The sequence below is a fragment of the Cedecea sp. P7760 genome, assembly GCF_013386425.1.
GTDB classification, from domain to species: Bacteria; Pseudomonadota; Gammaproteobacteria; order Enterobacterales; family Enterobacteriaceae; genus Cedecea; species Cedecea selenatireducens.
Window position 1 is genome coordinate 1 of the sequence record NZ_JACARU010000080.1, and the last position, 23,650, is coordinate 23,650.

At 53.7% G+C, this 23,650-nt stretch carries 21 protein-coding genes, 1 pseudogene and 1 CRISPR repeat array; of the genes and pseudogenes, 12 read left to right on the forward strand and 10 right to left on the reverse strand.

The window, feature by feature from the left end; genetic code table 11:
* Positions 1-115, forward strand: a pseudogene (locus tag HX778_RS25225) (LysR family transcriptional regulator); the annotation flags it as partial.
* Positions 116-368: 253 nt separating this feature from the next.
* Positions 369-1,091, forward strand: coding sequence for a dienelactone hydrolase family protein (locus HX778_RS22965; protein ID WP_038474960.1), 723 nt, complete (start codon positions 369-371; stop codon positions 1,089-1,091).
* Positions 1,092-1,135: 44 nt separating this feature from the next.
* Here HX778_RS22965 and HX778_RS22970 read toward each other — a convergent pair whose 3' ends face one another.
* Complete coding sequence (locus HX778_RS22970; protein ID WP_176983159.1) at positions 1,136-1,777, reverse strand: hypothetical protein; 642 nt, start codon at positions 1,775-1,777, stop codon at positions 1,136-1,138.
* A complete protein-coding gene (parM, locus tag HX778_RS22975) occupies positions 1,770-2,819 on the reverse strand; it encodes a plasmid segregation protein ParM domain-containing protein (RefSeq protein ID WP_176983160.1) in 1,050 nt (349 codons plus the stop codon). Before parM ends, HX778_RS22970 begins: the two co-directional genes overlap by 8 nt.
* 488 nt (positions 2,820-3,307) lie before the next feature.
* Here parM and HX778_RS22980 point away from each other — a divergent pair, with 488 nt between their 5' ends.
* The 10 genes from HX778_RS22980 to HX778_RS23025 all read left to right on the forward strand — a co-directional run bounded on the left by HX778_RS22980 (position 3,308) and on the right by HX778_RS23025 (position 12,098).
* Positions 3,308-3,559: a DUF1158 family protein gene (locus HX778_RS22980; protein WP_038474967.1), complete on the forward strand. Its 252-nt coding sequence runs from the start codon at positions 3,308-3,310 to the stop codon at positions 3,557-3,559.
* Between the two features lie 234 nt (positions 3,560-3,793).
* Positions 3,794-6,841, forward strand: coding sequence for a formate dehydrogenase-N subunit alpha (gene fdnG / locus HX778_RS22985; RefSeq protein WP_176983161.1), 3,048 nt, complete (start codon positions 3,794-3,796; stop codon positions 6,839-6,841).
* Positions 6,842-6,852: 11 nt separating this feature from the next.
* The gene (gene fdxH, locus HX778_RS22990; protein ID WP_176983162.1) at positions 6,853-7,737 is read left to right on the forward strand and encodes a formate dehydrogenase subunit beta; all 885 of its coding nucleotides are present in this window, start codon (positions 6,853-6,855) and stop codon (positions 7,735-7,737) included.
* Entirely contained in the window at positions 7,724-8,380 is a 657-nt protein-coding gene (gene fdnI / locus HX778_RS22995; protein ID WP_038482885.1) for a formate dehydrogenase-N subunit gamma, read from the forward strand. The genes fdxH and fdnI overlap by 14 nt, the downstream gene beginning before the upstream one ends.
* 209 nt (positions 8,381-8,589) lie before the next feature.
* Positions 8,590-8,853 (forward strand): DUF1471 domain-containing protein, encoded by a 264-nt coding sequence (locus tag HX778_RS23000; RefSeq protein ID WP_370527413.1) that lies wholly within the window; start codon positions 8,590-8,592, stop codon positions 8,851-8,853.
* Positions 8,854-8,885: 32 nt separating this feature from the next.
* Entirely contained in the window at positions 8,886-9,653 is a 768-nt protein-coding gene (locus HX778_RS23005) for an alpha/beta fold hydrolase (RefSeq protein WP_038474975.1), read from the forward strand.
* A 92-nt stretch (positions 9,654-9,745) separates the two neighbouring features.
* Positions 9,746-10,012, forward strand: coding sequence for a DUF2282 domain-containing protein (locus tag HX778_RS23010; RefSeq protein WP_039300972.1), 267 nt, complete (start codon positions 9,746-9,748; stop codon positions 10,010-10,012).
* 16 nt (positions 10,013-10,028) lie between these two features.
* The gene (locus HX778_RS23015) at positions 10,029-10,865 is read left to right on the forward strand and encodes a DUF692 domain-containing protein (RefSeq protein WP_176983163.1); all 837 of its coding nucleotides are present in this window, start codon (positions 10,029-10,031) and stop codon (positions 10,863-10,865) included.
* Positions 10,862-11,608 (forward strand): DNA-binding domain-containing protein, encoded by a 747-nt coding sequence (locus tag HX778_RS23020; protein ID WP_176983164.1) that lies wholly within the window; start codon positions 10,862-10,864, stop codon positions 11,606-11,608. The genes HX778_RS23015 and HX778_RS23020 overlap by 4 nt, the downstream gene beginning before the upstream one ends.
* A gap of 19 nt (positions 11,609-11,627) precedes the next feature.
* Positions 11,628-12,098 (forward strand): DoxX family protein, encoded by a 471-nt coding sequence (locus HX778_RS23025; RefSeq protein WP_255483495.1) that lies wholly within the window; start codon positions 11,628-11,630, stop codon positions 12,096-12,098.
* Positions 12,099-12,414: 316 nt separating this feature from the next.
* On the opposite strand, the gene HX778_RS23030 is transcribed toward HX778_RS23025, so the two are convergent.
* From HX778_RS23030 to cas1f, 8 genes are all read right to left on the reverse strand, one after another.
* Entirely contained in the window at positions 12,415-13,722 is a 1,308-nt protein-coding gene (locus HX778_RS23030; RefSeq protein ID WP_176983165.1) for a type II toxin-antitoxin system HipA family toxin, read from the reverse strand.
* Complete coding sequence (locus tag HX778_RS23035; RefSeq protein WP_176983166.1) at positions 13,719-14,102, reverse strand: helix-turn-helix domain-containing protein; 384 nt, start codon at positions 14,100-14,102, stop codon at positions 13,719-13,721. Before HX778_RS23035 ends, HX778_RS23030 begins: the two co-directional genes overlap by 4 nt.
* Before the next feature lie 271 nt (positions 14,103-14,373).
* Positions 14,374-14,928, reverse strand: coding sequence for a type I-F CRISPR-associated endoribonuclease Cas6/Csy4 (cas6f, locus tag HX778_RS23040; RefSeq protein ID WP_176983167.1), 555 nt, complete (start codon positions 14,926-14,928; stop codon positions 14,374-14,376).
* A 10-nt stretch (positions 14,929-14,938) separates the two neighbouring features.
* Complete coding sequence (gene csy3, locus HX778_RS23045; RefSeq protein WP_176983168.1) at positions 14,939-15,934, reverse strand: type I-F CRISPR-associated protein Csy3; 996 nt, start codon at positions 15,932-15,934, stop codon at positions 14,939-14,941.
* A gap of 11 nt (positions 15,935-15,945) precedes the next feature.
* On the reverse strand, positions 15,946-16,899 hold the full coding sequence (csy2, locus tag HX778_RS23050; RefSeq protein WP_176983169.1) for a type I-F CRISPR-associated protein Csy2: 954 nt from the start codon (positions 16,897-16,899) through the stop codon (positions 15,946-15,948).
* Positions 16,892-18,211, reverse strand: coding sequence for a type I-F CRISPR-associated protein Csy1 (gene csy1 / locus HX778_RS23055; protein WP_176983170.1), 1,320 nt, complete (start codon positions 18,209-18,211; stop codon positions 16,892-16,894). The genes csy2 and csy1 overlap by 8 nt, the downstream gene beginning before the upstream one ends.
* A 17-nt stretch (positions 18,212-18,228) precedes the next feature.
* Complete coding sequence (cas3f, locus tag HX778_RS23060; protein ID WP_176983171.1) at positions 18,229-21,486, reverse strand: type I-F CRISPR-associated helicase Cas3f; 3,258 nt, start codon at positions 21,484-21,486, stop codon at positions 18,229-18,231.
* Positions 21,483-22,454, reverse strand: coding sequence for a type I-F CRISPR-associated endonuclease Cas1f (gene cas1f / locus HX778_RS23065; RefSeq protein WP_176983172.1), 972 nt, complete (start codon positions 22,452-22,454; stop codon positions 21,483-21,485). Before cas1f ends, cas3f begins: the two co-directional genes overlap by 4 nt.
* Positions 22,455-22,672: 218 nt before the next feature.
* A CRISPR array of direct repeats spans positions 22,673-23,600; the repeat unit is 28 nt; unit sequence TTTCTAAGCTGCCTGTACGGCAGTGAAC.
* Positions 23,601-23,650 lie beyond the last annotated feature (50 nt).

Consider the following 23,650-nt stretch of genomic DNA (forward strand, 5'->3'; position numbering starts at 1 on the left):
GTTACTCGCCACCCAGCACGCGGCGACAGGCCAGGTGACCCGCTGGATCAAACAGCAATTTCAGCCCGGCGGCGTGCTGGCCGGGCTATATCAGGACTTGATGTACCAGGACTAACCCGCCTTTCAGCATCTCGCAATCAGGAATAACTGCGCTTTTATTAGCGCAGTTTAATAATCGCTAAGAGCGTAAAACTAAAAATCACAATTATTCACAAAAAGTATTTATCGCTAACAAATAAACGATTTTTTAATTAAATAAAATAGCAATTCATGCGTTTGAAAATTTAATAAATTGCTAACAACTGACCGATGTGGAATTAATTACGCTCACCTGCAAACCTATAAAATTTATTTAGGGGTTAATCCTGATGTCAGAAATTATTTCAACACCTGTCACTTACCAGGTCGATAAGCAAACCTTTGAAGGCGCGCTGGTCTATCAGGCAAACCACAGCGCTGCGCTCCCGGGCATTCTGATCGCCCCAAACTGGATGGGCGTGAGCGCCGGTGCAGTTGAACAGGCTAAAGGGATTGCCGCGCAGGGATACGTTGTGCTGGTCGCCGATCTTTACGGCCAGGGCAAGCGCCCGACCAACGCCGATGAAGCCGGTGCCCTGATGATGGAAGTTAAAGATACGCCAGCAGAAGTGGGCCGCATGCAGGCCGCGCTGCAAGCGCTGGCCGCACAGAAAACGGCGGCTGTCGACGGCAGCAAGCTGGCGGTTGCGGGCTTCTGTTTCGGCGGGCACTGCGCGCTGGAGCTGGCAAGAAGCGGAGCGGATATCAAAGCGGCCGTCTCTTTCCACGGCACGCTGGATACCCTGAAAACCCACGCAGCGGGCGAGATCAAAGCTTCTCTTCTGGTGCTGGACGGCGCGGAAGATCCGCTCGTGCCGCGCGAGCAGCTCGCCGGGTTCGTCAGCGAGATGAACGCTGCGTCGGTAGACTGGCAGCTGGTTAGCTACGCCGGAGCAGTTCACTCGTTCACCGATCCTGGCGCCAATGTTGAAGGCGTGGCGAAGTACCACCCGGAAGTGACAAAACGTGCTTTCGCGAAGATGTACGGCCTGCTGGGCGACGTTTTTAACTGATGCTCATGGCCTCTGTGCGCAGAGGCCGCTTCACCTTCCCGGCTTCAGAAAATGCCTTTCTGGCGAATCTTTTTCATTTTTTCTGCCGAAGCCGCCACTTCGCTTAATGCCACCTCTTCGCTGCCTCCACGAGAGGCTTCCACTGGCGCAGCGCCTGGTTCACCGCGCCGCAGCTGCTGCAGCTGGCTATTTTGCTGCTCCAGCAGGTGATTCATTTTTTCGATTTCTTCCCGCAAACGGGCAAGCTCTGCCGCATTGTCCTTCTCAGCACGAGAGGTTTTTTTCGCCGGAGCGGGCTTCACTGTTTCCAGCAGCAGCTGTAACTGCTCTAACTGCTGCTCAGAAAAATGCTCGCTCGCGGCTGCCCGGGTCAAAGTCCCTTCAGGTAAAAGCCCGCCGGCGCTTAGCTCATCCATCAGTTCCGGCAGGGTTAGCAAGTCCCTGCCGATAGATTCAGCAATGTGCCCGCACGCACGGGGGCTCAGCCGCTGAAGCTGAAGGCCTGCCAGATAGACGTGACGATGGAACCCACGCATCTCCATGGCCATATCTTCGCGCGATCGCCCGCTCTGCTTTAGCCCTTCATGCCATTGCCGTAACTCAGAAAAAGCGCGCTGGTCGGCCTGCGAATCATCCGGGCGAAGATGAAGCGAGAAGTTAACCCGCTTCGTCCGGCTGTTATGCATTGTCCTCTACCTCAAGCAGCACCGGTTCTGCAACGGATTCTGCGCCGGAGTCAGAATGGTAGAGGCAGATTTCCCGGGAAAGCGCGCTTTGCGGCTTATCAATCATCACCACCCTTTCACCCAACGTGGAATAAGCTTCGCGGATGGCGGACTCAATCAGCGGCGCGCCGCCGCCAACCAGGTAAACGCGGTTTGGATTTTTGGCAAACTTCTTCGCTTCATAGGCGACCTGATCGCCCAGTTCGGTGATTTTTATCTCAATGCGCTGCAAAATATCGGTAATACGGCTTTCATCGTTCACCACGCTTTTCACAAACGCCATGTCGTCGCGACGTTTGATCAGCTCGTTTGCCACCAGATAGCTTGAGTCGCTGTCTGCCGCAGCCAGCGCCTTGCGGGTTGCATCCGTGACCATCGCCACGCCGATTTCGTTGTTGCCGTAAATAGCAGAGACGTCGTCAAATTCACCGACAATCACCCCCATATCCAGCGTCGTTCCACCGCAGTCGATGACCAGAGATTTGGTAAACTCGCTGGCGTCAGAGTCCAGCAGGTGAGACAGCGCGGCTGGCAGGCTTTCCGGCATCACTTCCACGCCGACGATTTTAAACAGCTCTCCTTTATTCAACGAGATCTCGCGCATCAGGTTCTGACGCTTAGCCTCAATGCGCTCTTCGTTGCGCTGGCAGTCGTCCGGGTTATAAAACTGCGTAATCGGCAGCGTAACGACCACCTCGACATCGCAGGCCTCGAGCCCGGTTTGCAGCAGCGCATGGTGCACGGCCAGCAGGTTTAAATCGTCATATTGATAGTCAATGTGCGTGGTGGAGAGCGCCTTGTCAGAAGTGGCATCGTAGGTGTATTTGGTGGTGCCGATAGTGTAGTTAAACACTTTCTGCCCGCGCAGCAGGGCCGCACTTTTCCAGTCTTTACGGAACGAATTCGGGGACACCACCGTCTTGAGAATACCGTTCTCAATCCAGCTGATTTTTACGTTGGTGGAGCCATCATCAATGGCGAATTTCATACGAGCGTGGGACATGTGGAGTTTCTCAATCTATAAATTGAGCAGCCTGATTAGTAAATCAGCCGCATCGATATTAAACGTGTAAATAAGTGAAGGCAGAAAGACAATATAATTACTTATTTATAACAAATAAAAACAGCTTCACTAAACATACAACAATGATACCTTAAAAAGGCTTTTGGCTGAATAAAAACACAACACACAAATAATAAACACACCATAAAAAGAAATAAAAACCAATAAAAACAGACGAGTAAAACAAACACATCAACTTCTAAAATATAAATCTCCCGCAATACCAAAAACGAAATGGAAATAAACATTCCATGTTAAAAGAATATATTATTCCGCATGCGGAAATTTTATTTCCCCACGACTAAATTTCATATTTCAATACATAGTCTGATAAACGAACCTTTGCCCCCGTTAGCTGCCGGCATGTTCATTTGCACCCGACTGCCGTTTCCCGGACAATAGCCTTTTAACTTCAGGCTAACAACGTCATGAACCATCCACATCAAGCGCTATTGAGCGCGGGCGGCATTTTGCTGCTGGCCTTTCTTTCGTGCCTGCTGCTGCCGGCTCCGGCGTTAACGCTGACGCTGGCGCAAAAGCTCATCGACACCTTCCACCTCGTCGATCTCAGCCAGCTCTACGTTATCCTGTTTTGCATATGGTTCCTTGTGCTGGGCACTGTCGAGTATTACCTGCTACGTTTTATCTGGCGCCGTTGGTTCTCGATTACCCGCATCTGAACCCCAAAGTTAAGGTGCCGTTTTCTGAATAAACGGCACCGCTCAAAGTACCATTCCCCTACTCCTCCCTCTCTATTTGCCTGATACACGCAGGTATTATTTCGGCCCAATAACCGCTAACACTAAAGGGGTAATCGTCTACCCAATGTTTATCGAGTTGATTTCACGCAATATCTGAATGGCTATAGCTGCTATTTTCGCCCGCACAAAAAACGTCGTAACAATGAGGTGACGATGAACGTCAGTCGCAGGAAGTTTTTCAAAATCTGCGCCGGCGGAATGGCAGGTACAACGGCGGCGGTGCTGGGCTTTGCCCCAAAAGCCGCGCTGGCGGAGACGCGCAACTACAAGCTGCTGCGCGCGAAAGAAACCCGCAATAGCTGTACTTACTGTTCTGTTGGCTGTGGATTATTAATGTATAGCCTCGGAGACGGCTCGAAAAATGCCAAATCCAGCATTTTCCATATTGAAGGGGACCCGGACCACCCGGTAAACCGCGGCGCTCTGTGCCCGAAAGGCGCAGGGCTGCTCGACTATATTCACAGCGATAGCCGCCTTCGCTACCCGGAATACCGCGCCCCAGGTTCCGATAAATGGCAGCGCATCAGCTGGGAAGACGCGTTCTCTCGCATCGCCCGCCTGATGAAAGATGACCGTGATGCGAACTTCATTGAGAAAAATGAGCAGGATGTGACGGTCAACCGCTGGCTTTCCACCGGCATGCTGTGCGCTTCGGCGGCCAGCAACGAAACCGGCATGTTGACCCAGAAGTTTGCCCGCTCGCTGGGCATGCTGGCGGTAGATAACCAGGCGCGCGTCTGACACGGACCAACGGTAGCAAGTCTTGCTCCAACATTTGGTCGCGGTGCGATGACCAACCACTGGGTTGATATCAAAAACGCCAACGTGGTGATGGTGATGGGCGGCAACGCCGCTGAAGCCCACCCGGTCGGTTTCCGCTGGGCGATGGAAGCCAAAAACAACAACGACGCCACGCTGATTGTGGTCGACCCGCGCTTTACCCGCACCGCTTCGGTGGCGGATATCTACGCGCCAATCCGCTCCGGCACCGACATTACCTTCCTGTCGGGCGTCATTCTGTACCTGATTTCTAACAACAAAATCAACGCAGAATACGTCAAACACTACACCAATGCGGCCCTGCTGGTGCGCGAAGACTTTAGCTTTGACGACGGCCTGTTCAGCGGCTACGACGAAGAAAAGCGCCAGTACGACAAAACCAGCTGGAACTACCAGTTCGACGAAAACGGCTTTGCGAAGCGTGACGACACGCTGACCGACCCACGCTGCGTGTGGAACCTGCTCAAAGAGCACGTTGCACGCTACACGCCGGATGTCGTCGAGCATATCTGCGGCACGCCGCAGGCGGACTTCCTGAAAGTGTGCGAAGTGCTGGCCTCAACCAGCGCGGTGGACCGCACCACCACGTTCCTGTACGCGCTGGGCTGGACTCAGCACACCGTGGGCGCGCAGAACATCCGCACCATGGCGATGATCCAGCTGCTGCTGGGTAACATGGGCATGGCGGGCGGCGGCGTCAACGCGCTGCGTGGTCACTCCAACATTCAGGGTCTGACCGACCTCGGCCTGCTGTCCACCAGCCTGCCGGGCTACCTGTCTTTGCCGTCCGAGAAGCAAACCACGCTCGAGGGCTACCTCGCAACCAACACGCCAAAAGCCACGCTGCCGGGCCAGGTTAACTACTGGAGTAACTATCCGAAGTTCTTCGTCAGCCTGATGAAAGCGTTTTACGGCGACGAAGCGCAGAAGGAAAACGGCTGGGGCTTTGACTGGCTGCCGAAGTGGGATCAGGCCTACGACGTGCTGAAGTACTTCGACATGATGGATCGCAATCTCGTGACCGGCTACCTGTGCCAGGGCTTTAACCCCGTCGCCTCATTCCCGGATAAAAACAAGGTTGTCGCCAGCCTGAGCAAGCTGAAGTACATGGTGGTTATCGATCCGCTGGTGACGGAAACCTCCAACTTCTGGCAGAACCACGGCGAGATGAACGACGTCGACCCGACGAAGATCCAGACCGAAGTGTTCCGCCTGCCGTCCACTTGCTTTGCAGAAGAAGATGGTTCCATCGCCAACTCCGGCCGCTGGCTGCAGTGGCACTGGAAAGGCGCGGATGCACCGGGCGAAGCGCTTAACGACGGCGAAATTCTTGCCGGGCTTTACCACCGCCTGCGCCAGATGTACCAGGCCGAAGGCGGCAAAGGCGTTGAGCCGCTGATGAAAATGCGCTGGGACTACCACCAGCCGGCTCATCCCGAGTCCGAAGAGATCGCCAAAGAGAGCAACGGCTACGCGCTGGAAGATTTGTTTGACGCCAACGGCAACCTGCAGGCGAAAAAAGGCCAGCTGCTGGACTCCTTCGCACTGCTGCGTGACGACGGCTCTACCGCCTCCGGCTGCTGGATTTACGCCGGGAGCTGGACCAGCAAAGGCAACCAGATGGCGAACCGCGACAACGCGGATCCGTCCGGGCTGGGCAATACGCTGGGCTGGGCGTGGGCGTGGCCGATGAACCGCCGCGTGCTGTACAACCGCGCCTCGGCAGACCTGCAGGGGAAACCGTGGGACGCGAAGCGCATGCTGATCCAGTGGAACGGTACGAAATGGGTCGGGAACGATATTCCAGACTTCAGCACCGCCGCCCCGGACAGCGGCGTGGGGCCGTTCATCATGCAGCAGGAAGGCCTGGGGCGCTTGTTCGCACTCGACAAGCTGGCCGAAGGACCGTTCCCGGAGCACTACGAGCCGTTCGAAACGCCGCTGGGCACCAACCCGCTGCACCCGAACGTGGTTTCCAACCCGGCGGCACGCCTGTACGAGGCGGACGCGAAGCGCATGGGCCGCAGGCAGCAGTTCCCGTATGTCGGCACGACTTATCGCCTGACCGAGCACTTCCACACCTGGACCAAGCACGCGCGGCTTAACGCCATCGTGCAGCCGGAGCAGTTCGTTGAAATAAGCGAAGGGCTGGCGAAGGCCAAAGGCATTGCGCACGGCGACTGGGTGAAAGTCAGCAGCAAACGCGGCTTTATTAAAGCCGTGGCCGTGGTGACGCCGCGCCTGCAAACCCTGCACGCGGGCGGCCAGGAAATCGAAACCGTCGGTATTCCGCTGCACTGGGGCTTTGAAGGGGCGGCACGCAAGGGCTATCTCGCCAATACCCTGACGCCGTCGATAGGCGACGCCAACTCGCAAACGCCGGAGTACAAGGCGTTTCTGGTCAACATTGAGAAGGCGTAAGGGAGAAAACAATGTCCATGCAATCTCAGGATATTATCAAACGCTCGGCGACCAACAGCTTCACGCCGCCGCCGCGGGCGCGTGACTTCAAGGAAGAAGTTACCAAGCTCATCGATGTCACAAGCTGTATCGGCTGCAAGGCCTGCCAGGTTGCCTGCTCGGAGTGGAACGACATCCGCGACGAAGTCGGCCACTGCGTGGGGGTTTACGATAACCCCGCCGACCTGAGCGCCAAGTCCTGGACGCTGATGCGTTTTTCAGAAACCCGTGAAAACGGCAAGCTGGAATGGCTCATCCGCAAAGATGGCTGTATGCACTGCGAGGATCCGGGCTGCCTCAAAGCCTGCCCGTCCGCCGGGGCGATTATTCAGTACGCCAACGGCATCGTGGACTTCCAGTCCGAGCACTGCATCGGCTGCGGCTACTGCATCGCGGGCTGTCCGTTCAACGTGCCTCGCCTGAACAAAGACGATAACCGCGTTTATAAATGCACCCTGTGCGTTGACCGCGTGAGCGTCGGCCAGGAGCCTGCCTGCGTGAAAACCTGCCCAACCGGCGCGATTCACTTTGGCACCCGCCTGGAGATGCTGGAAATGGCAGACCAGCGCGTTGAGAAGCTGAAAAAACGCGGCTTCGAAAATGCGGGCGTTTATAACCCGCAGGGCGTGGGCGGCACGCACGTGGTTTACGTGCTGCACCATGCTGACAGGCCGGAGCTGTACCACAACCTGCCGAAAGAGCCGAAGATTGATACCCCAATCAACCTGTGGAAAGGCATTCTGAAACCGCTGTCGGCGGCGGGGTTTGTCGCCACCTTCGGCGCATTGATTTTCCACTATATCGGCATTGGCCCGAACGAAGAGGTGGACGAAGACGAGGAGGATAAGCATGAGTAAGATGATTGTCAGAACGAAATTCATCGACCGTGCCTGTCACTGGACGGTAGTGATTTGCTTCTTCCTCGTGTCGCTGTCCGGCATCGCGCTGTTCTTCCCGACGCTGCAATGGCTGACGGAAACCTTCGGCACACCGCAGATGGGGCGTATTTTGCATCCGTTCTTCGGCGTGGCTATTTTTGTGGCGCTGATGTTTATGTTCGTGCGCTTCGTGCATCACAACATTCCCGATAAGCAGGATTTACCCTGGCTGAAAGGCATTGTTGAGGTGCTGAAAGGCAACGAGCATAAAGTGGCGGACGTGGGCAAGTACAACGCCGGGCAGAAGATGATGTTCTGGAGCATTATGAGCATGATTTTCGTGCTGCTGGTGACCGGGATTATTATCTGGCGGCCGTGGTTCGCGCACTACTTCCCGATGTGGATGATTCGCTACAGCCTGCTTATCCACGCGGCGTCGGCCATTATTCTGATCCACGCCATCCTGATCCATATGTACATGGCGTTTTGGGTGAAAGGATCGGTTAAGGGCATGATCGTCGGCAAAGTCAGCCGCCGCTGGGCGAAGAAGCACCACCCACGCTGGTATCGCGCTATCGAGGCCGAAGAGGCCAAAAAAGAGAATCGCGAAGGTCTGAAGTAACCGCTCGTTCCCCCTCTTCCGCCATGGAAGAGGGGTTCACCCGGCACAACGCAAAAGAATTGTGTTGTTTTGTATCCACACCGAGCTCAGCTAAACAACAAAACAAATCCCTCACCACCTGACACAGCCCACATACAAACCAGGCGTTAAATAAGCGCATCCGCCACCTGCAGGCGGCAACGTGTTCAACGACCTGATATGTGAGGCTTATGATGAAACTGTTCCGCAACGTTATTCTCCCGCTCGTACTTGCCGCTGCCGTAGCACCCGCTTTTGCTGCCAAAGAAGTTCATAGCGCCCAGGGCCTGGTAAAAATTGGCACCGTCACTGAAAGCGAGAGCACCACGCTGTCCCTCGAGCAGCTCAATGAAAAACTGGCTCAGAAAGCGGAGAAAGCTGGCGCCAGCGCCTGGCGAGTTGTCTCCGCCGGCGGCAACAACAGCTACTTCGGCAGCGCCGATATTTACCGCTGATTTATTCCCTCCCCCTAAAACAGGAAAATGAAATGAAACCCACGCGTAAAACGCTGCTGGCGCTGGCTGCGGCTAGCCTGATGACCGGCTTTGCCGCCCAGGCGGAAACGCAGCACACCATCGTGTTAGTGCACGGCGCCTTCGCCGATGCCACCGGCAGCTGGGAGCAGGTGATCCCCGTGCTGCAAACGCGCCATTACGAAATCATCACCGCGCAAATCCCGCTCACGTCGCTGAAAGATGACGTAGCGGCGACCAAACGCGCCATCGCCCGCGCCAAAGGTGACGTTATTCTGGTCGGTCATTCCTGGGGCGGCACGGTGATTACCGAGGCGGGCAACGACCCGAAAGTTAAAGGGCTGGTGTACATCAACGCCTTTGCGCCGTCGCCAGGCCAGTCAACGGCCGACCTGGCTAACAGCTTCCCCGCCCCGCCTGGCAGCGCAAAAATCATCAAGGGCGCGGACGGCTTCCTGAGCCTCGACCCGAAGGCCGTCGCCACCGACTTTGCCCAGGATGCGACGCCTGAAGCGCAGAACATTATCGGCATCACCCAGATGCCGATTGCCGCCGCAAGCTTCACCGAAAAAGTGACCACCGCCGCCTGGCAGCAGAAGCCAAGCTGGTTCCTGGTCGGCAGCAATGACCGGATGATTAACCCGGATCTGGAGCGGGCAATGGCGAAGAAAATCCATGCTCACGTCACTGAACTGCCGGTCAGCCACGTGCCGATGCTTTATGACCCGAGAAATGTCGCCCGCACGATCTTTAAAGCCGTGAATATTACTTCGGGGAATTAACTCGCCTTATTTAATAAGGAGGAAATAACGCTCTCAATAATTAGCCGATTATTTACCGTTGCTAAATTCATTTTAATTATCTGGAGAACACGATGAACCGTATTGCTATGTCCGCTATTGCCCTGTCTTTGGTTTCTTTCAGCGCGGCCTCTTTTGCCGCTGAATTAACCGGGCCAAACCTTGAGCGCTGTTTTGGTATTGCCAAGGCAGCAGACAACGACTGCAAGGCCGGCGCGGGCACCACCTGCGCAGGGACTTCTAAAGTCGATTACCAAAAAAATGCCTACAAAATGGTGCCGGCGGGCACCTGCACATCGATCCAAACGCCAAATGGCCACGGCTCGCTGACCGAAGGTTAATAAAAGGGCCACTCACATGACGATGACTATCAATTTGGGCGCCGGGTTAGGCCTTAAGCCTGAGCATTACGCCGACGCCTGGGCCAGTCCATCAACCCTCTGGTTCGAGGTTCACAGTGAAAATTATCTCATGGCGGGTGGCCCGCGCAGAGAGTGGCTGGCGGCCATTCGCCAGCAGCATCAGATCTCCCTGCACGGCGTTTCGCTCTCGTTGGCTGCAGACGAACCGCCGGACGCTCAATTGCTCGCGCAGCTAAGAGCGTTAGTGACCGACATCAAACCCGCGCTCGTTTCAGAGCACCTCGCCTGGTCGCGCTGGAACGGGGTTTATTACCCCGACCTGCTGCCGGTGCCGAGAACCACCCGGGTACTGAACCGCGTCATAGATAATATCAACCGCGTGCAGGATGCGCTGGGCCGCCAGATTTCACTGGAAAACCCGACGCATTATTTGCAAATGCCGGAACACGAGTGGGATGAAATCGAATTTCTCGACGAAGTCAGCCGCCGGAGCGGATGCGGCCTGCTGCTGGATCTGAATAACGTCTGGCTGAGCGCCCACAATCTCGAGTTTGATGCAGTGGCCTGGCTGGACCGCTTCCCGACCGAACGTATCACCGAGATCCACCTGGCGGGCTTTAGCGCCGACGAAGGCGGCAGCCATTTGCTGATTGATAGCCACGATCGGTCGGTTTGTGAAGAAGTCTGGCTGCTTTATGCGCATCTGATCCAGCGCGCGGGAGCAAAACCCACGCTTATCGAACGGGATGACAACCTGCCGTCGTTCGATGAGCTGCTGGCCGAACAGCAGCGCGCGCAGCACATCATCGACACGCTGGGAGCCACCGAATGAGTAACACCTTAAGCCGCTATCACGAGGCGTTTATTGGCCTGTTATATGGTGAGGCTCGATCCGGGCTTAGCCATTTTCAGCACCAGCCAGGCATGGCCGTTTACCGCAACGGCGTGATCAAAGCCTGCGTGGACGCTCTGGAGGCTAACTTCCCCAGCGTTTCACGGCTTACCGGCCGCGACTTTTTCCGTGAAATGGCGTGCGGCTACGCGCTTGAACAACCGCCGCGCGGAGGGGAATTAATTCGCTACGGCGATGCATTCCCTGCTTTTATCGCCGTTTATCCACCAGCCCGCGAGCTGCCGTATTTAAGCGCGGTAGCGGAGCTGGACAGGCTCTGGCTGGAGGTGTTTTGCGCTGAGTCTTCGGCCCCGTTGGATGTACATACGCTGGCAAATATTCCTCCGGAGACGTTAGGCACCCGTTCATTACCGCTGCGGGCCAGCGTTCGCTGGTACTGGCATGCCACGCTGCCGGTGTTCACGCTCTGGGCATTCAACCGCTATCAGACAGCAACGCCGGAGACGATTCACTGGCAGGGGGAAGGCGCCCTGCTGGTTCGCCGTCAGCAGCAAATTTTTGCCGAACCCTTAAGCCAGGGAGGCGCGGTTTTTCTGACCGCCTGCCGCCAGGGAGCAACCCTTGACCAGGCCAGCGAACAGGCCCTGGTTGCCGAGCCAACCCTCGCCCTCGGCCCCTTTTTCAGCAACATGCTTAGCAGCGGCGTATTCGCCGCATCTTAATCACACTCTTTGAGGTTAAATGATGAAAGTATCTGAACAAAAAATGACGGAGCAGGGCGTTCGCTCGCTGTGGAATAGACTCTGGAACCGGCTTCAGACAGGCGTCAGCGATAGCGTGCTGTTACTTGTCGCCCGCGTAGGCATTGCTGCGGTGTTTTTCCTGTCTGGCCGCACCAAAGTGACGGGATTTATGACGCTAAAACCGTCCACCTACGAGCTGTTCCGCACCGAATACGCGCTGCCGCTCATCCCCTATAACATCGCCGCACACCTCGCCACGTTTGCCGAGCACACCTTCCCTGTTCTGCTGGTGCTGGGCCTGTTTTCACGCTTCGCCGCCGCAGGCCTGCTGTTTATGACGCTGGTGATTGAGATTTTTGTCTACCCGGATGCATGGCCTACGCACCTGGTTTGGGGCGGTTTGCTGCTGCTGATTATCGCCCGCGGCGCAGGCCGCTGGTCACTGGACAGAGTGCTGAAGCTGGCGTGAGGGAATGCAGGGGCGACACGGGAACCAGTTTCTCCGTGCCGCTCTTGCTGGTTTGAACTGCCTGTACGGCAGTGAGCATGCTTTCAGCGCAGCCGTGTCCGGAGTGATGTTTCTAAGCTGCCTGTGCGGCAGTGAACATGCCTAAGGATGCTCATAGCGATGGCTTCGACTCTGCCTGTGCGACAGTAAAACAAGATCACTTCATGACAAATGTTTTAACATTTGAGTTCTGGCATTCAATGCATTGCGCTACGCAATAATCCGCATCGAATACGATGCCAAAATAGCATTTTGAGTATATTTCGCATCGTAAACATTACCACTCAAGACGAAGTGAATTCCATACTTCTTCACGCAAAGTCTCAGGAACCCCTTCGGATTCAGCTAACTCACGCCACTGAGACACGACAGCGATTGTTTCTTCAATGATACTCCTGGCTTTGGAGGGACGAAGACCAGTGATGTTTTTAGCCACAGATAACATATCATCTATATGAAAATTATCACGTTTCCCGGCAATTGATAGCTGATGGGTATTCACCCACGGAGAATTTTCTTTGAAGCTCCATGCAACATCAAAAGCGGGCGCTAACGTCCATTTAAAATCGTCATTAACCATAAAAGACCAGTTTTTTGTGTGGTCATCATGGTTTCGCGCAATGACATTGAAGACCATTCGCCGGTAAAGCTGTTCCTGCTCTTTATAAGAAAGCTCTAGTTGCCGCGCAACGGACAGCATTTCTTCATAGCTGTATATTCCAGGTTTCCTGAAATCAGCATGGGCTATTCCGCATAAACTAAGTACATGATATTTCTGGCCGTCAAACCGATCGAACCTCTCCGTCATGAAGTGAGCTCTGTTGGTATTTTTTTCCCGCAGTAATTCGCAATGCGACATTTTTATGCCAGCCTGAGTTGCCATCAGGTAGTAAACATACTCCATCACGCCATATCCTCTGGGATCTCCAAAGGTTTGCGTATCAGACCTGTGTTCAACCACACCATCAAACTTCAGCAAATAATGCTGAAACCCTTCCGGAGCCTCAACCTGGCCAGAGCGAATCTCAGTTCTACTTTCATTTATTGCCACCACAGCTTTTGCCCTTGCTCCACCTGCAGAGGTACCTATCTGAAGCAGCTTAGCCATGGAAGATTCTTCACGGTCGGTTAATTGAAGTTCATCTCGCGAGTCCAGTACTTTTTGGGCGATGCTTATAAGTTCGGTGATCAATACTGGTTCACTTTGAACATCTTGAGGGCCAGTTGTTGGCTGGTACTCTAACGCCCCCATTCCACGGGTGCCCGTGTATAACAACCGATCTATTGCTTGAAACTGTGATTTATCCATACCTTCAGCGGCCAACCAGGCATTAATCAGGGCATTACCAAAATCATCAGGTAAAGAGTCTGCAAATACAGCCGGTAAACCACGATAAGTGTCCCACGAAAGTGCAGGAAAGGTGAAAGTGGCATCGCTCAAGGGCAGGTATAATGGCGACAGGCTAAATCCATCTTTTTGCCATTCTTTAGTGTATTCAAACGTAGCCACCCCGCTATCATCGGTGTATGCCAGATACCCTATAAGAATTCCGTCGAACAGAACTTCACAAGAATTCGCTATCATTCCGTAACCTTATTTTTTTTACGATTAGCAAGCATATCTTTCACTGAACGATATTCCGTCTTTGTGCCAGGAGTCTTAAGAACAGACTGCCGGTGATTTCTTTTTCTGCTCGTTTTGGCCTTGATTATTTCAGAGGGGCGCACAGTAGGAGTCGGGACCAGAACCTCCAAACTCTCAAGTAGATTGAGCTCACGTAGCACACCGATAAACGTTCCGAGACTACAGGTTCCTCTTTTAAGCCTTGCATAGGTCGGCCTGCTAATACCAAGGTTCTCTACCAAAGCATCTTGAGACAACCCTTTTGCTTTCCTTAGGCCTTCAAGACGTTCATACAGTTCTTTAGCTATCGCTAAATCAGACATGGTAATAGTGATTTTCATTTAATCCCCCAGTAACCTATACGTTACATAATAGGGCTTAAAATCAAAAATTGTAATGAATACGATGCAAATAAAACACATGATCATTCACGGTATTGCCCAAAATTCAAAGAATGAACATTGCTATGCTTTACTACACAACGACCTACCGCATTTTCTAAACTACCTGCACAGTAGTGAATGAAATAAAAAGCTCCTCATTCAAATCTAAACTGCGTTAACTATTAATACGTTGAAGAAAAAACGGGCGGTTTCCCGCCCGAATTACAGATTAAAACCAGGGAATGGTCGCTTTGGAACTTAAACCATAGAGGCTAAATTTGCCCGCTACCGGAGAGGGTAATAGCTCCCCGTGCAGGATAAATAAACGAAATGCCTGCTTAGAAGACAAACTCTTCATCTGTATAAAAGGCAGATTGGAGCTTTGATCCTGCTGATTTAAAATACGCTGCTGTGCTTCTTCCTCGGTTATCCATCCCTTACGCACAGAGCGGCGCAGCAGCCTGTCTGCGCTGCTTTTGACCTGCACACGGGACACGCATCGCCAGCCCTTAACTTCCGGAACGGCCTGCACACCTGAGCTGAAACAATAGTCGTTCAGGCCCGCACGCCAGCCAGTTGCCTCCAGAGCCTCAAGTGCCGCGCGTTCACCGTGCAGACGCAGCACCTCGCCCGGCGTTTTGCTGTGCTCAGGAAAACTAACGCCGATATCACCTGCTTCGCGAGCCGCAAGCGCCCGGTGCAGTTTGGCAAATAAGGCTGAGAGCAGCATCGTTGACTTAAACTCTGGGTCCGGAAGAACCCGGATATCCTGATAGCTGTCCATAGGCCCGCCCTTAATCTGCTTTCTCGCCGAACACGCCGCCACGGATCAGCACGGCCATCACAAAGTGCTGCTGTTCAACCGACGGCTTGTCACCTTTTGTCACCCAGTTATCGAGCAGAGTGTAGAAGTCCATTTTCTCTTTTGGCTGGCGGCAGGCCACACCACGGCTGGTGACCGAGCCGTACGGTTCCACCGCAATAGCGCCGAGCGCTTCTACCTGCGGATGCCAGGTATCAATGGTTCTGAGCGCGTTGCCCACCTTCTGGGAGTGCAGAGCCGCAACGCCGTCCACCTGATACAGCACTTTGCTCTTACTGCTATTGCTATCCAGCACCAGTTCCTGAGAAGGGAACACTTCTTGCCCCTGCCCCAGGCGAACATAAGCTTCAACATTCAGCAACACAAAGCTCTCACCCTTCAGGCCGAGTTCAATTTCTGCCGCCAGCGCTTGCAGTGATTCGTCTTTATTGCCAAAGTCACGCAGCGAGTAATCATGTGCATTAAATTCCCAGGTTTTACTCCCTTTAACGACCACTTTCACCTGCTCTGCACCCACACGGTTACGCCACAGGAAGCGGCCATTGGCCAGGTTTGAGGCATAACGCAGCGCCAGTTCAGCAAAACCGTTTTCCGCGATATAGCCATTAATCACGCCTTCGAGTTCAGCCTGATAAGCGCGATCGTTACAAACCGACGGCGTGGCCAGGTTACCCAAAATGCGGAGGCTGAAGGCCATTTTTAAGGTGTCGGCGTCCGCAGGTAATGCAGATACATCCACACGCTGTAGGTTGGCTTTCTGGATTTCGGCATCCAGCTTTGCAGGATCGCTGGCTACCGCATTTTTTAAGCGGTTGGAGATGGTGCCCCGCACAGCTTTCTCCTGAACTTTTACCGGCTGCCAGCCGTTACCCTGCCAGTTACCAGCAAATAACAGCGCATCAGAGTTCGCCAGTTTGCGCTCAAAAGCCAGTACAGAAGCCGTTTTAATCGTCGTATTTTTCGCCATGATATAGTCCCTTAAATGTCATCAAAAATAATAGGTTCATCGGCTTCCAGCTCTTCATCGGCTTCCAGTTCATCATCTTCCTGAACAAGCGAGCCGCAACAGTAGTAGCCAGTTTCCGTAGTGCGATAGCGCCAGAATGCGTCTTCAGGCGTGGCAATTCTGTGCATGCCACGCCATTCCCCCACGCCGTAAACCGCTTCGGCAAAGCAGAACGGCGACTCGGTATCACGCGCATTGGCGACTGTACCGGCTTCATAAAGAGGAGAGATTCGCTGCCAGCCGGTCATCAGAGGAACCAGGTAGCCACCCGCCTCTGGTTTTGGCAGGTATTGCCAGTTTCCTGATTCGTCAGATTTCATTTTGAGCGCCGCGAAATCGAGCCAGGCATCAAGCTTGTCCGCATCTGGCTGCTGCTGTTGCAGTTGCTGGAAATGAGTCTCCAGCAAGGACGAGCGGTCGAGAAGAGTAAAGCCAGGCATCAGGCTGTAGCGCACTTCTCGCCATGCGTCTTTCGCAGCAGTAAGCGCATGAACGCAGACGTTACGCATACTCGTAATAGAGCCACCGGCCAGCTTTTGCGTCTGACACAGCGTTTCGATGTGCTCTTCCAAAGCCCGGAATCCCGCATCGCCGTTGGCAATCTCGCCGTGGCATTCCAGCAGCAGAGAGACCGTCATATGCATACGACCTTCTTCATTAAAAGCGGCCGTTTTTCCTTCACGGGTTAGCGGGTTGCGGGTTAAAGCAAACTGATAATCACGCCCGGAGGTATGGGCATGCACCTGATGACTGTGGCAAACCACGCCGCACCCGCTCAGCGTTAACCCATGACTGGCCTCAAGCTTTCTGGAGAGCGCATGTGTGTACCCCAGAAAGTGAGTTATTGCCGGGAAGCCCCAGGTCAGCCCCGCAATGGCGTTGGCATTTTCAACCTTCAGGCGATGTAAAACGATAAGCTTACTCATGGCGATATCTCCTGAAAGAGCGTTCCATCTCGCGCAGGCGCTGGCGGAACAGCGGTTTTGTTCGCCACTCTTTTTGCTCTGTCAGCTCCGCGCCTATTCCTCCTACCTTAAGATGCCCGTTCAGCCAGCGGGCAAAATCATCGGCCACTTTCCTCTGCCAGTCACCTTTATCACGCTCTGCCCGGAAAGCTTCGTCGGTAACAGCCCGATAAGGGTCGAGCCACAGCCGCTGATGTTCAGATAATTTACATTCTGAGTCCTGAGTTCGGCCAGCCCACTCTTCACGCTGAATACCGGCCGCAATATTGAAGAGCAGATCGATAATCTCATCGACGTCGCGATCTAACTGCCGGCGGATGCGAACGTTGTTGTCTTTTCTGGTACTCGCCAACAAATGAATCAGCCGACGACGGGCATGCCTTGTCGCACGTTCAAAGGAGCCGGGAGCAAAGATGGTGGTCATGCCAGGCGGCTTTTTATCCTGAGCTTCCCAGGCGGGGGGCTGAGCAGGAAGCAGCCACGTACGCCCGCCTCGAATACTGTTTAATAAAGAAATATTTTGCGGCTTTGTACCGCCAAAATTGACCACGGCGGTGTTGGGAAACATCACCAACGTTTCCGGATGCCACTCATTCTTACGGCGCGCCTGCCAGGCGGCTTTCGACTCTTCACTAAAACGGTGAGCAACAATTTTTTGATGTAAAGCATGAGTCAGAGAACTGGAAAACAGCGGACTCAACAGGTGATAGCCCTCGGCAACGGGGAAATAGATCTGCTTGGCCAATTTATGGGAAACGGGATCTTTTATCGTCAGCGCCCGCGAAAATCCTTCCAGCCACTCGGCAAGCTGCTGCGGATTTTCCGCCAGCGCCGTCAGTGGTGAATCATCATTGCGCTTCAGACAGGCCAGCAGAGAATCGCCGTCCACTTCGGTTTGCAGCAACTTCGCTATATCCAGCGCCGCAGCATTGCCCACTGCATCAGCCGCCGGGTTATTCAACGTTGAAGTTGAAAGGTAACCTTCTACTGCACCGGTTTCGGTAAAAATACTGCTGCTTTTGGAATCACCGTGGGTGAATTTAGCGGCGTGCGTGACAAGGCTGATTTGCCCTGCCCGCTTTGCCGCATCCGTCAGCCAGTTACCGGGCGCATAGCGCAACTCAAGCTCGCGGCGCTCCTGCAATATTTCACTTTCTAGCGAGCTATCTGCCGCCAGGCGCTTAGCGGCATCTTTGTCGAAGGCGTCGAGTTTGGTTTGCCGTCGTCCTGCGATGTATTCAACGATAAACGTCGTGAGTTCCTTTTGTGACATACATTCTCCTGAACCAGTTACGTGTTCTGTTCCCGGAACACGCCCAACAAGGGGTGATAAAGCCAGGCGGTATCACCCGGCTTGCTAACCCGTAAATTAATTTCGCCATAGAAGCGGCTGATCTGTTGAAGTTCCATGCTTTTACGCTCCGCCAGCTCAAGCATCGCCGTGGCATAATCACTCTCCAGCCAGGCACAAACCCCCTCTGCAAGCGGCAGCTCAACGGGGTCGATTCCTCCCGCATCCTTCCAGCCCTTATCATCCAGCAAGCAGAAAGTCGGTTCGTCCTCTTCTTCTGCCATAAACAAAAACAGCTGCTCTTCAGCCTGAGACTGCCTGAATGGCGTCAGCCTCTGCAGCTCGCTGCTCCAGCTAATTTTCTTGCGCCACCAGGCCGCGGCCGGAGGCCGTTTGTTAGCCTCTATGGCTCCCAGTAGATCGCCATAGCTGCGCCCGTGCTCAAGGGTGCTGAGATTGCGGTAAGATTTCTGATTACGATAAGGCTCAACGGGCTCAAGAATGCGCGGCACCGAATTTACAAATTGATATTGCTCAGGGCGAAGGATATCGGCGAGATCGTGGCTGCTCAGCCTGTATGTCTCGTTTTCAAAGCCGGGCTTGCAGTAGGCCGCTGTTTGCGTACCCGATCGTAATGCGTTGAAATTCTTAGTGAGGATTAGAAGATTAGCGCTGTTCGGCTTTTGCTGCCGGTGCCGCTGAATGCGGCCGGCAAACTGGATAATCGAGCGCATTGAGCTGGGCTCTGCAATGCCCCAGTCCGCATCCCAATCCCTGCCGACCTCAATGACAGATGTTCCCAGCACGACAAATAGGTGGTGCATCGCCGCGTTCTGCTCAATGGCTTTCTGAATTTCAGGCTGCCGCCACAGCGCCTGCTCATCATGGCGAGAAAACGCCGCGTCCAGGCGTTTTTCAATATGCGAACGGAACAGCAGCGGGTGCTGGCTGTGGTAAATACAGTAATGAATACAATACCCTTCCGGCGAAGGGAGCGACATCAACGCCCTGGCCGTCGCTACCAGAGGATTAATATTCGCCATTCGCATCAGCCCCAGCGAGGCCATTTTTCCGTTGGAATGCTTTTGATGATGGCTGGCATGCAAACTAAGAATTTCGCGCTGCAGCGTGGCAGCAAGCGACGCCGTTTCCCCCTCGGCCGTCTTTACGGGAAGCAGTTTCGCCTCCCGGAGAACCGGCTTCACTGCCAGCCTTTTAGCCCGACGCTGCACGAACTGATTATGGTGCTCATAGAAAGACTGTGCAGCCCCAAACTCAGCGGGGCAGGATTCATCCTCATCAAACCAGGCACAGCAGACATTTAGCGGCTGCCCCGGTTCACCACAGGCCTGCTGGAAGGCTTTTCGCCCGGAGAGATAAGCACTGTAAAGCGCCAATACCAGCGACGGCGGCAACGTCGCGGAAGAGAGCAGCACTCGACTCCCCAGCATTCCCGCCCAGTTCACCAGGCGGCAAAGCGCATGCTGATCGGCAATATCAAAATCATCGGGTTCATCAAGCACCAGGTCGCTGGTGAGCAGGCGCAGCATGGGCGCAATTTGCTTCCCACCGCGCGTTCCTTCTGTCGCGGGCATAATATGGTCGATTGTCGAAACCAGCACCGGGGCGTTGATAAGCTTGCTGAGCTTTGGATCGCGATCCAGCAGCTGACGCAGCGGCCCCTGGTTAATCACGCCGTCATAATGAACATACTGATGCCCTTCGAATAACGCTTCTTCTGAAGCGCTGCTGCGATCGATATCATCTTCTTCTTTATTTTTATCGTCATGCAGCTCGCGCACGGCGGAAGAACCGATTAACACGCCAAGATCGTCCTCGCCCAGATTCAGTTTTTCCCGAAGCGCATCTCCGGTCTGCAGCGTCAGGGTGCGTAGCCCCAGTGCGACGGTAAAGCGGCAGCCTTTATCCTCATTAGATAAGCCATACATAATTCGTGCATTAGCGAAGGTCTTGCCACAGCCTGTTGAAGCCATGTTGATACCGAAAAACCCCTGCCGATCTGCTCGTTCGCGCAGCCCTTGAGCCACATCCCACGCGCGGTTTTGCCAGTGAAAACGAGGATCTTTCGCCCGTTCACGAAAGCCCTTATGCCGGGTAATCGCCGGTAAATGCTCACGCAGAATTGGCAGCGTCCTGCCTAATAAAAACGCATGATGCGCAACGCCAATATTGTGCTCATCCAGCTTCTGCTTGAGCTGCCCCGTTGCCTGTTCGGTGTTCGCCCAGGCAGCATAAGCCGCATCCTGCCACGCAGTGAGAGGCATCTGTGAAGAGTAAAAATGATCGGCGAGCATGAGCGACAGGCGCGCCATATGTAAGGTGAAAACCTGACCCATGTTGCCAAATTCATAAACAGAGACCGCGTGCGCGGCCCGCTTTGCCAACTGCCGGGCCTTCTCACGCCAGGTGCTACTCTGCAACGGCGTTCCCTCAGGGAAGCGCCAGACGTCTTTAAGATCCCGGGCTGACCAGTCATCCTTCAGGTGATTACATGAGTTCCAGTTGGCATTAAGCTGCGCCGTCAGCCAGTTATCCTGTTCAAAACTGGGGGGGGCATCTTTTCTTAAGTATTGTGGTAAACGGTGATGGGAGAGAATAAGCCAGGCCACAACCTGCGCCAGCGGAGGCAACCCAATAAACGGGCTTTCCGTACGCTCCTGCGTATCTTTATAGAGCTGTGCAAGCAGTGCTTTTTCATCGGCGGGTTTCAGTTCACCGAGCTGCGCCAGCCATTGCTCATCGGTTTGCTGCCCGACCAGCGCCTGAAACAACCGCACGGATAACCACTCGTGGCGAAACGGCTGATAGCCGCGGGCTGAGGCGTTTTTTAATCCTTTCTGGAACAACGCCCCCGCTTTGCCAAAATCATGGAACAGACCGGCAATGGCGGCCAGAACAGCAATGGACTCGATGCTGCGCCAGCCAGATTCATGCTTGCTGCGCAGAATATCTCTCGAAGTGCGATTAGTCGGCACCGAGCCGTGAACGTTAAACCGGCGAAGATTGCCGACAATCCACAGCAGCTCCGTTTGCCCGCTTTTCTTGATCCAATGGCAGGCCACGGCCGTATTTCGGCGGGCGCTCTTGCGAAGTAAACGCCTGAGCGTATCCAGCCCCTGCTGCGTGATCATCGTTTGCCAGCAGCCGTCCCCTTTGCGTTCAGCAAACTGGTCGAGGATCTGGCAGCTTTGCTCTCGCGCTTTTTTGCTGCACTGCGAGACAATCATGACGTTCATCCGCGCTCGCTCCTTAATGCCGCCGCCGTCTCCTGCAGCGCTTCAATCATCAAATCAAGCGCGGCAGCCTGCTGGAACCCGGTAATACAGCGCTGGCGGAAAGTTTGGTTATCCTCCCCTTCCATGGCGGCAATAAAGGCCTGCGGCAGTATCAATGCATCCTTGATTAAATCAGCCAGATCAAACACCAGCCCACCTCGCCGTGTCTTACCGTGTAGCACCGCGAGGCCATGCGGTATTCCCGTCACCCAGGCTGCTACCGCAGCGAGCCCGTATGCCAGATAATTACCTTGATCTAATAAACGGTTAGCGCCGTCAGTCCCTCCTCCACGTTTAGAACGCGTAAAGTCACCGTACTGCACCGCATCACTGGCTAATTTATAAAGGGCTTTAGTGAGTTGAGCTTCCTGCAGCATCAATTCATTATGGCTGGAGGCTTTTTCTATTCCGGCGTGAAAACGTTCTAACTTATCTTTTAATATTGCAGCCTGAGGGTTAAAGCGCGTTTCGCGCGACATTTTGGCACCTGACCAGTAGCGTTCTATTTGCTGTAGACGAATATATTGAAAACGCCTGGCGGCAATTAACCTTTTGTCTTCATCAAACCAAAATGATATCCAGTCCTGCAGATATTCTGTTGGACGATATTCGCTTTGCGGGGTAATCCATGACACATCGATATCGACTTCATTACCTGAATAAAGGGGCGTCCCGTCACTGCCACAAAACCCGACCAGCACGCCAGCCCTTGCAAACTCTCTCATTGCTGCCTGAGTGACGGAGGTTCCCGTTCCTAACATGACAACCGTAGTATTGGCGATGGGGATATTCCAGTAAAGTGACGACTTGCCTTCATCGGTCACATATTCCACTCTTCCGCCATTAACCAGCACCCGGCAATATTGAAGATAATATATATTCGCTCGTTTAGAATGAAGAATAGTTTTTAAATCAGAAGGCATTAACATAAAGATTACATCCATGTAATTGAATACAACGCACTCAGGGAGACATCATAACGCTTTTTTACTTAAACACTGAGAACTAATTCAAGATAAGTAATGCAAAACACTCATTAATCTGAGAGAACAGCTTTCATTTTACTATCATGCACGGAAAAGAAATAATAAAAACCATCAGTACAGGAATGGATGAGTTAGAATGCATAGCTTTCATGAATGTATTATTTCTAAGCTGCCTGTACGGCAGTGAACTTATCGACCGTATCCGTAATTATCTGGAGAACTTTCTAAGCTGCCTGTACGGCAGTGAACCCCTTCCCGCTTGTATAACGACATGAATTTGCTTTCTAAGCTGCCTGTACGGCAGTGAACTTCCAGCCGAAGCCATGGGACAGGTTCTCAGTTTTCTAAGCTGCCTGTACGGCAGTGAACAGGGAACAAGCCTGGTGGCTTACGCTGATGCTTTTCTAAGCTGCCTGTACGGCAGTGAACGAGCTTTGCTGGTGGGCCGCTCGCCGGGAAGTTTTCTAAGCTGCCTGTACGGCAGTGAACCCCTTCCCGCTTGTATAACGACATGAATTTGCTTTCTAAGCTGCCTGTACGGCAGTGAACTTCCAGCCGAAGCCATGGGACAGGTTCTCAGTTTTCTAAGCTGCCTGTACGGCAGTGAACAGGGAACAAGCCTGGTGGCTTACGCTGATGCTTTTCTAAGCTGCCTGTACGGCAGTGAACAATCTCCTCCAACTTCGACATGTTTTGCTCACTTTCTAAGCTGCCTGTACGGCAGTGAACATAACCTGCGTGCGGATACTCAAGAATTCATCTTTCTAAGCTGCCTGTACGGCAGTGAACCCCTCCAGCCCTTCAATGCCGAATTGATGCCCTTTCTAAGCTGCCTGTACGGCAGTGAACCTTTACGTGGCGACGGCCTTCGCTTCTATCATTTTCTAAGCTGCCTGTACGGCAGTGAACGATCACGCCCAGCTTAACGAGATCATCGAATGTTTCTAAGCTGCCTGTACGGCAGTGAACATGTACGGACCTGACTTGCACGGGGGCTAGATTTTCTAAGCTGCCTGTACGGCAGTGAACCGTAGAGCCGGTTAAGTACACGGCTGCCGATCTTTCTAAGCTGCCTGTACGGCAGTGAACCTCGGTAGGACGTCGCCGAAGTCTTTCCCGTATTTCTAAGCTGCCTGTAC

Coding starts and splice junctions, on each gene's coding strand:
- HX778_RS22965 (WP_038474960.1), top strand. CDS start 369: ATGTCAGAAATTATTTCAACACCTGTCACTTACCAGGTCGATAAGCAA.
- HX778_RS22970 (WP_176983159.1), bottom strand. CDS start 1,777: ATGCATAACAGCCGGACGAAGCGGGTTAACTTCTCGCTTCATCTTCGC.
- parM (WP_176983160.1), bottom strand. CDS start 2,819: ATGTCCCACGCTCGTATGAAATTCGCCATTGATGATGGCTCCACCAAC.
- HX778_RS22980 (WP_038474967.1), top strand. CDS start 3,308: ATGAACCATCCACATCAAGCGCTATTGAGCGCGGGCGGCATTTTGCTG.
- fdxH (WP_176983162.1), top strand. CDS start 6,853: ATGTCCATGCAATCTCAGGATATTATCAAACGCTCGGCGACCAACAGC.
- HX778_RS23000 (WP_370527413.1), top strand. CDS start 8,590: ATGATGAAACTGTTCCGCAACGTTATTCTCCCGCTCGTACTTGCCGCT.
- HX778_RS23005 (WP_038474975.1), top strand. CDS start 8,886: ATGAAACCCACGCGTAAAACGCTGCTGGCGCTGGCTGCGGCTAGCCTG.
- HX778_RS23010 (WP_039300972.1), top strand. CDS start 9,746: ATGAACCGTATTGCTATGTCCGCTATTGCCCTGTCTTTGGTTTCTTTC.
- HX778_RS23015 (WP_176983163.1), top strand. CDS start 10,029: ATGACGATGACTATCAATTTGGGCGCCGGGTTAGGCCTTAAGCCTGAG.
- HX778_RS23020 (WP_176983164.1), top strand. CDS start 10,862: ATGAGTAACACCTTAAGCCGCTATCACGAGGCGTTTATTGGCCTGTTA.
- HX778_RS23025 (WP_255483495.1), top strand. CDS start 11,628: ATGATGAAAGTATCTGAACAAAAAATGACGGAGCAGGGCGTTCGCTCG.
- HX778_RS23030 (WP_176983165.1), bottom strand. CDS start 13,722: ATGATAGCGAATTCTTGTGAAGTTCTGTTCGACGGAATTCTTATAGGG.
- HX778_RS23035 (WP_176983166.1), bottom strand. CDS start 14,102: ATGAAAATCACTATTACCATGTCTGATTTAGCGATAGCTAAAGAACTG.
- cas6f (WP_176983167.1), bottom strand. CDS start 14,928: ATGGACAGCTATCAGGATATCCGGGTTCTTCCGGACCCAGAGTTTAAG.
- csy3 (WP_176983168.1), bottom strand. CDS start 15,934: ATGGCGAAAAATACGACGATTAAAACGGCTTCTGTACTGGCTTTTGAG.
- csy2 (WP_176983169.1), bottom strand. CDS start 16,899: ATGAGTAAGCTTATCGTTTTACATCGCCTGAAGGTTGAAAATGCCAAC.
- csy1 (WP_176983170.1), bottom strand. CDS start 18,211: ATGTCACAAAAGGAACTCACGACGTTTATCGTTGAATACATCGCAGGA.
- cas3f (WP_176983171.1), bottom strand. CDS start 21,486: ATGAACGTCATGATTGTCTCGCAGTGCAGCAAAAAAGCGCGAGAGCAA.
- cas1f (WP_176983172.1), bottom strand. CDS start 22,454: ATGTTAATGCCTTCTGATTTAAAAACTATTCTTCATTCTAAACGAGCG.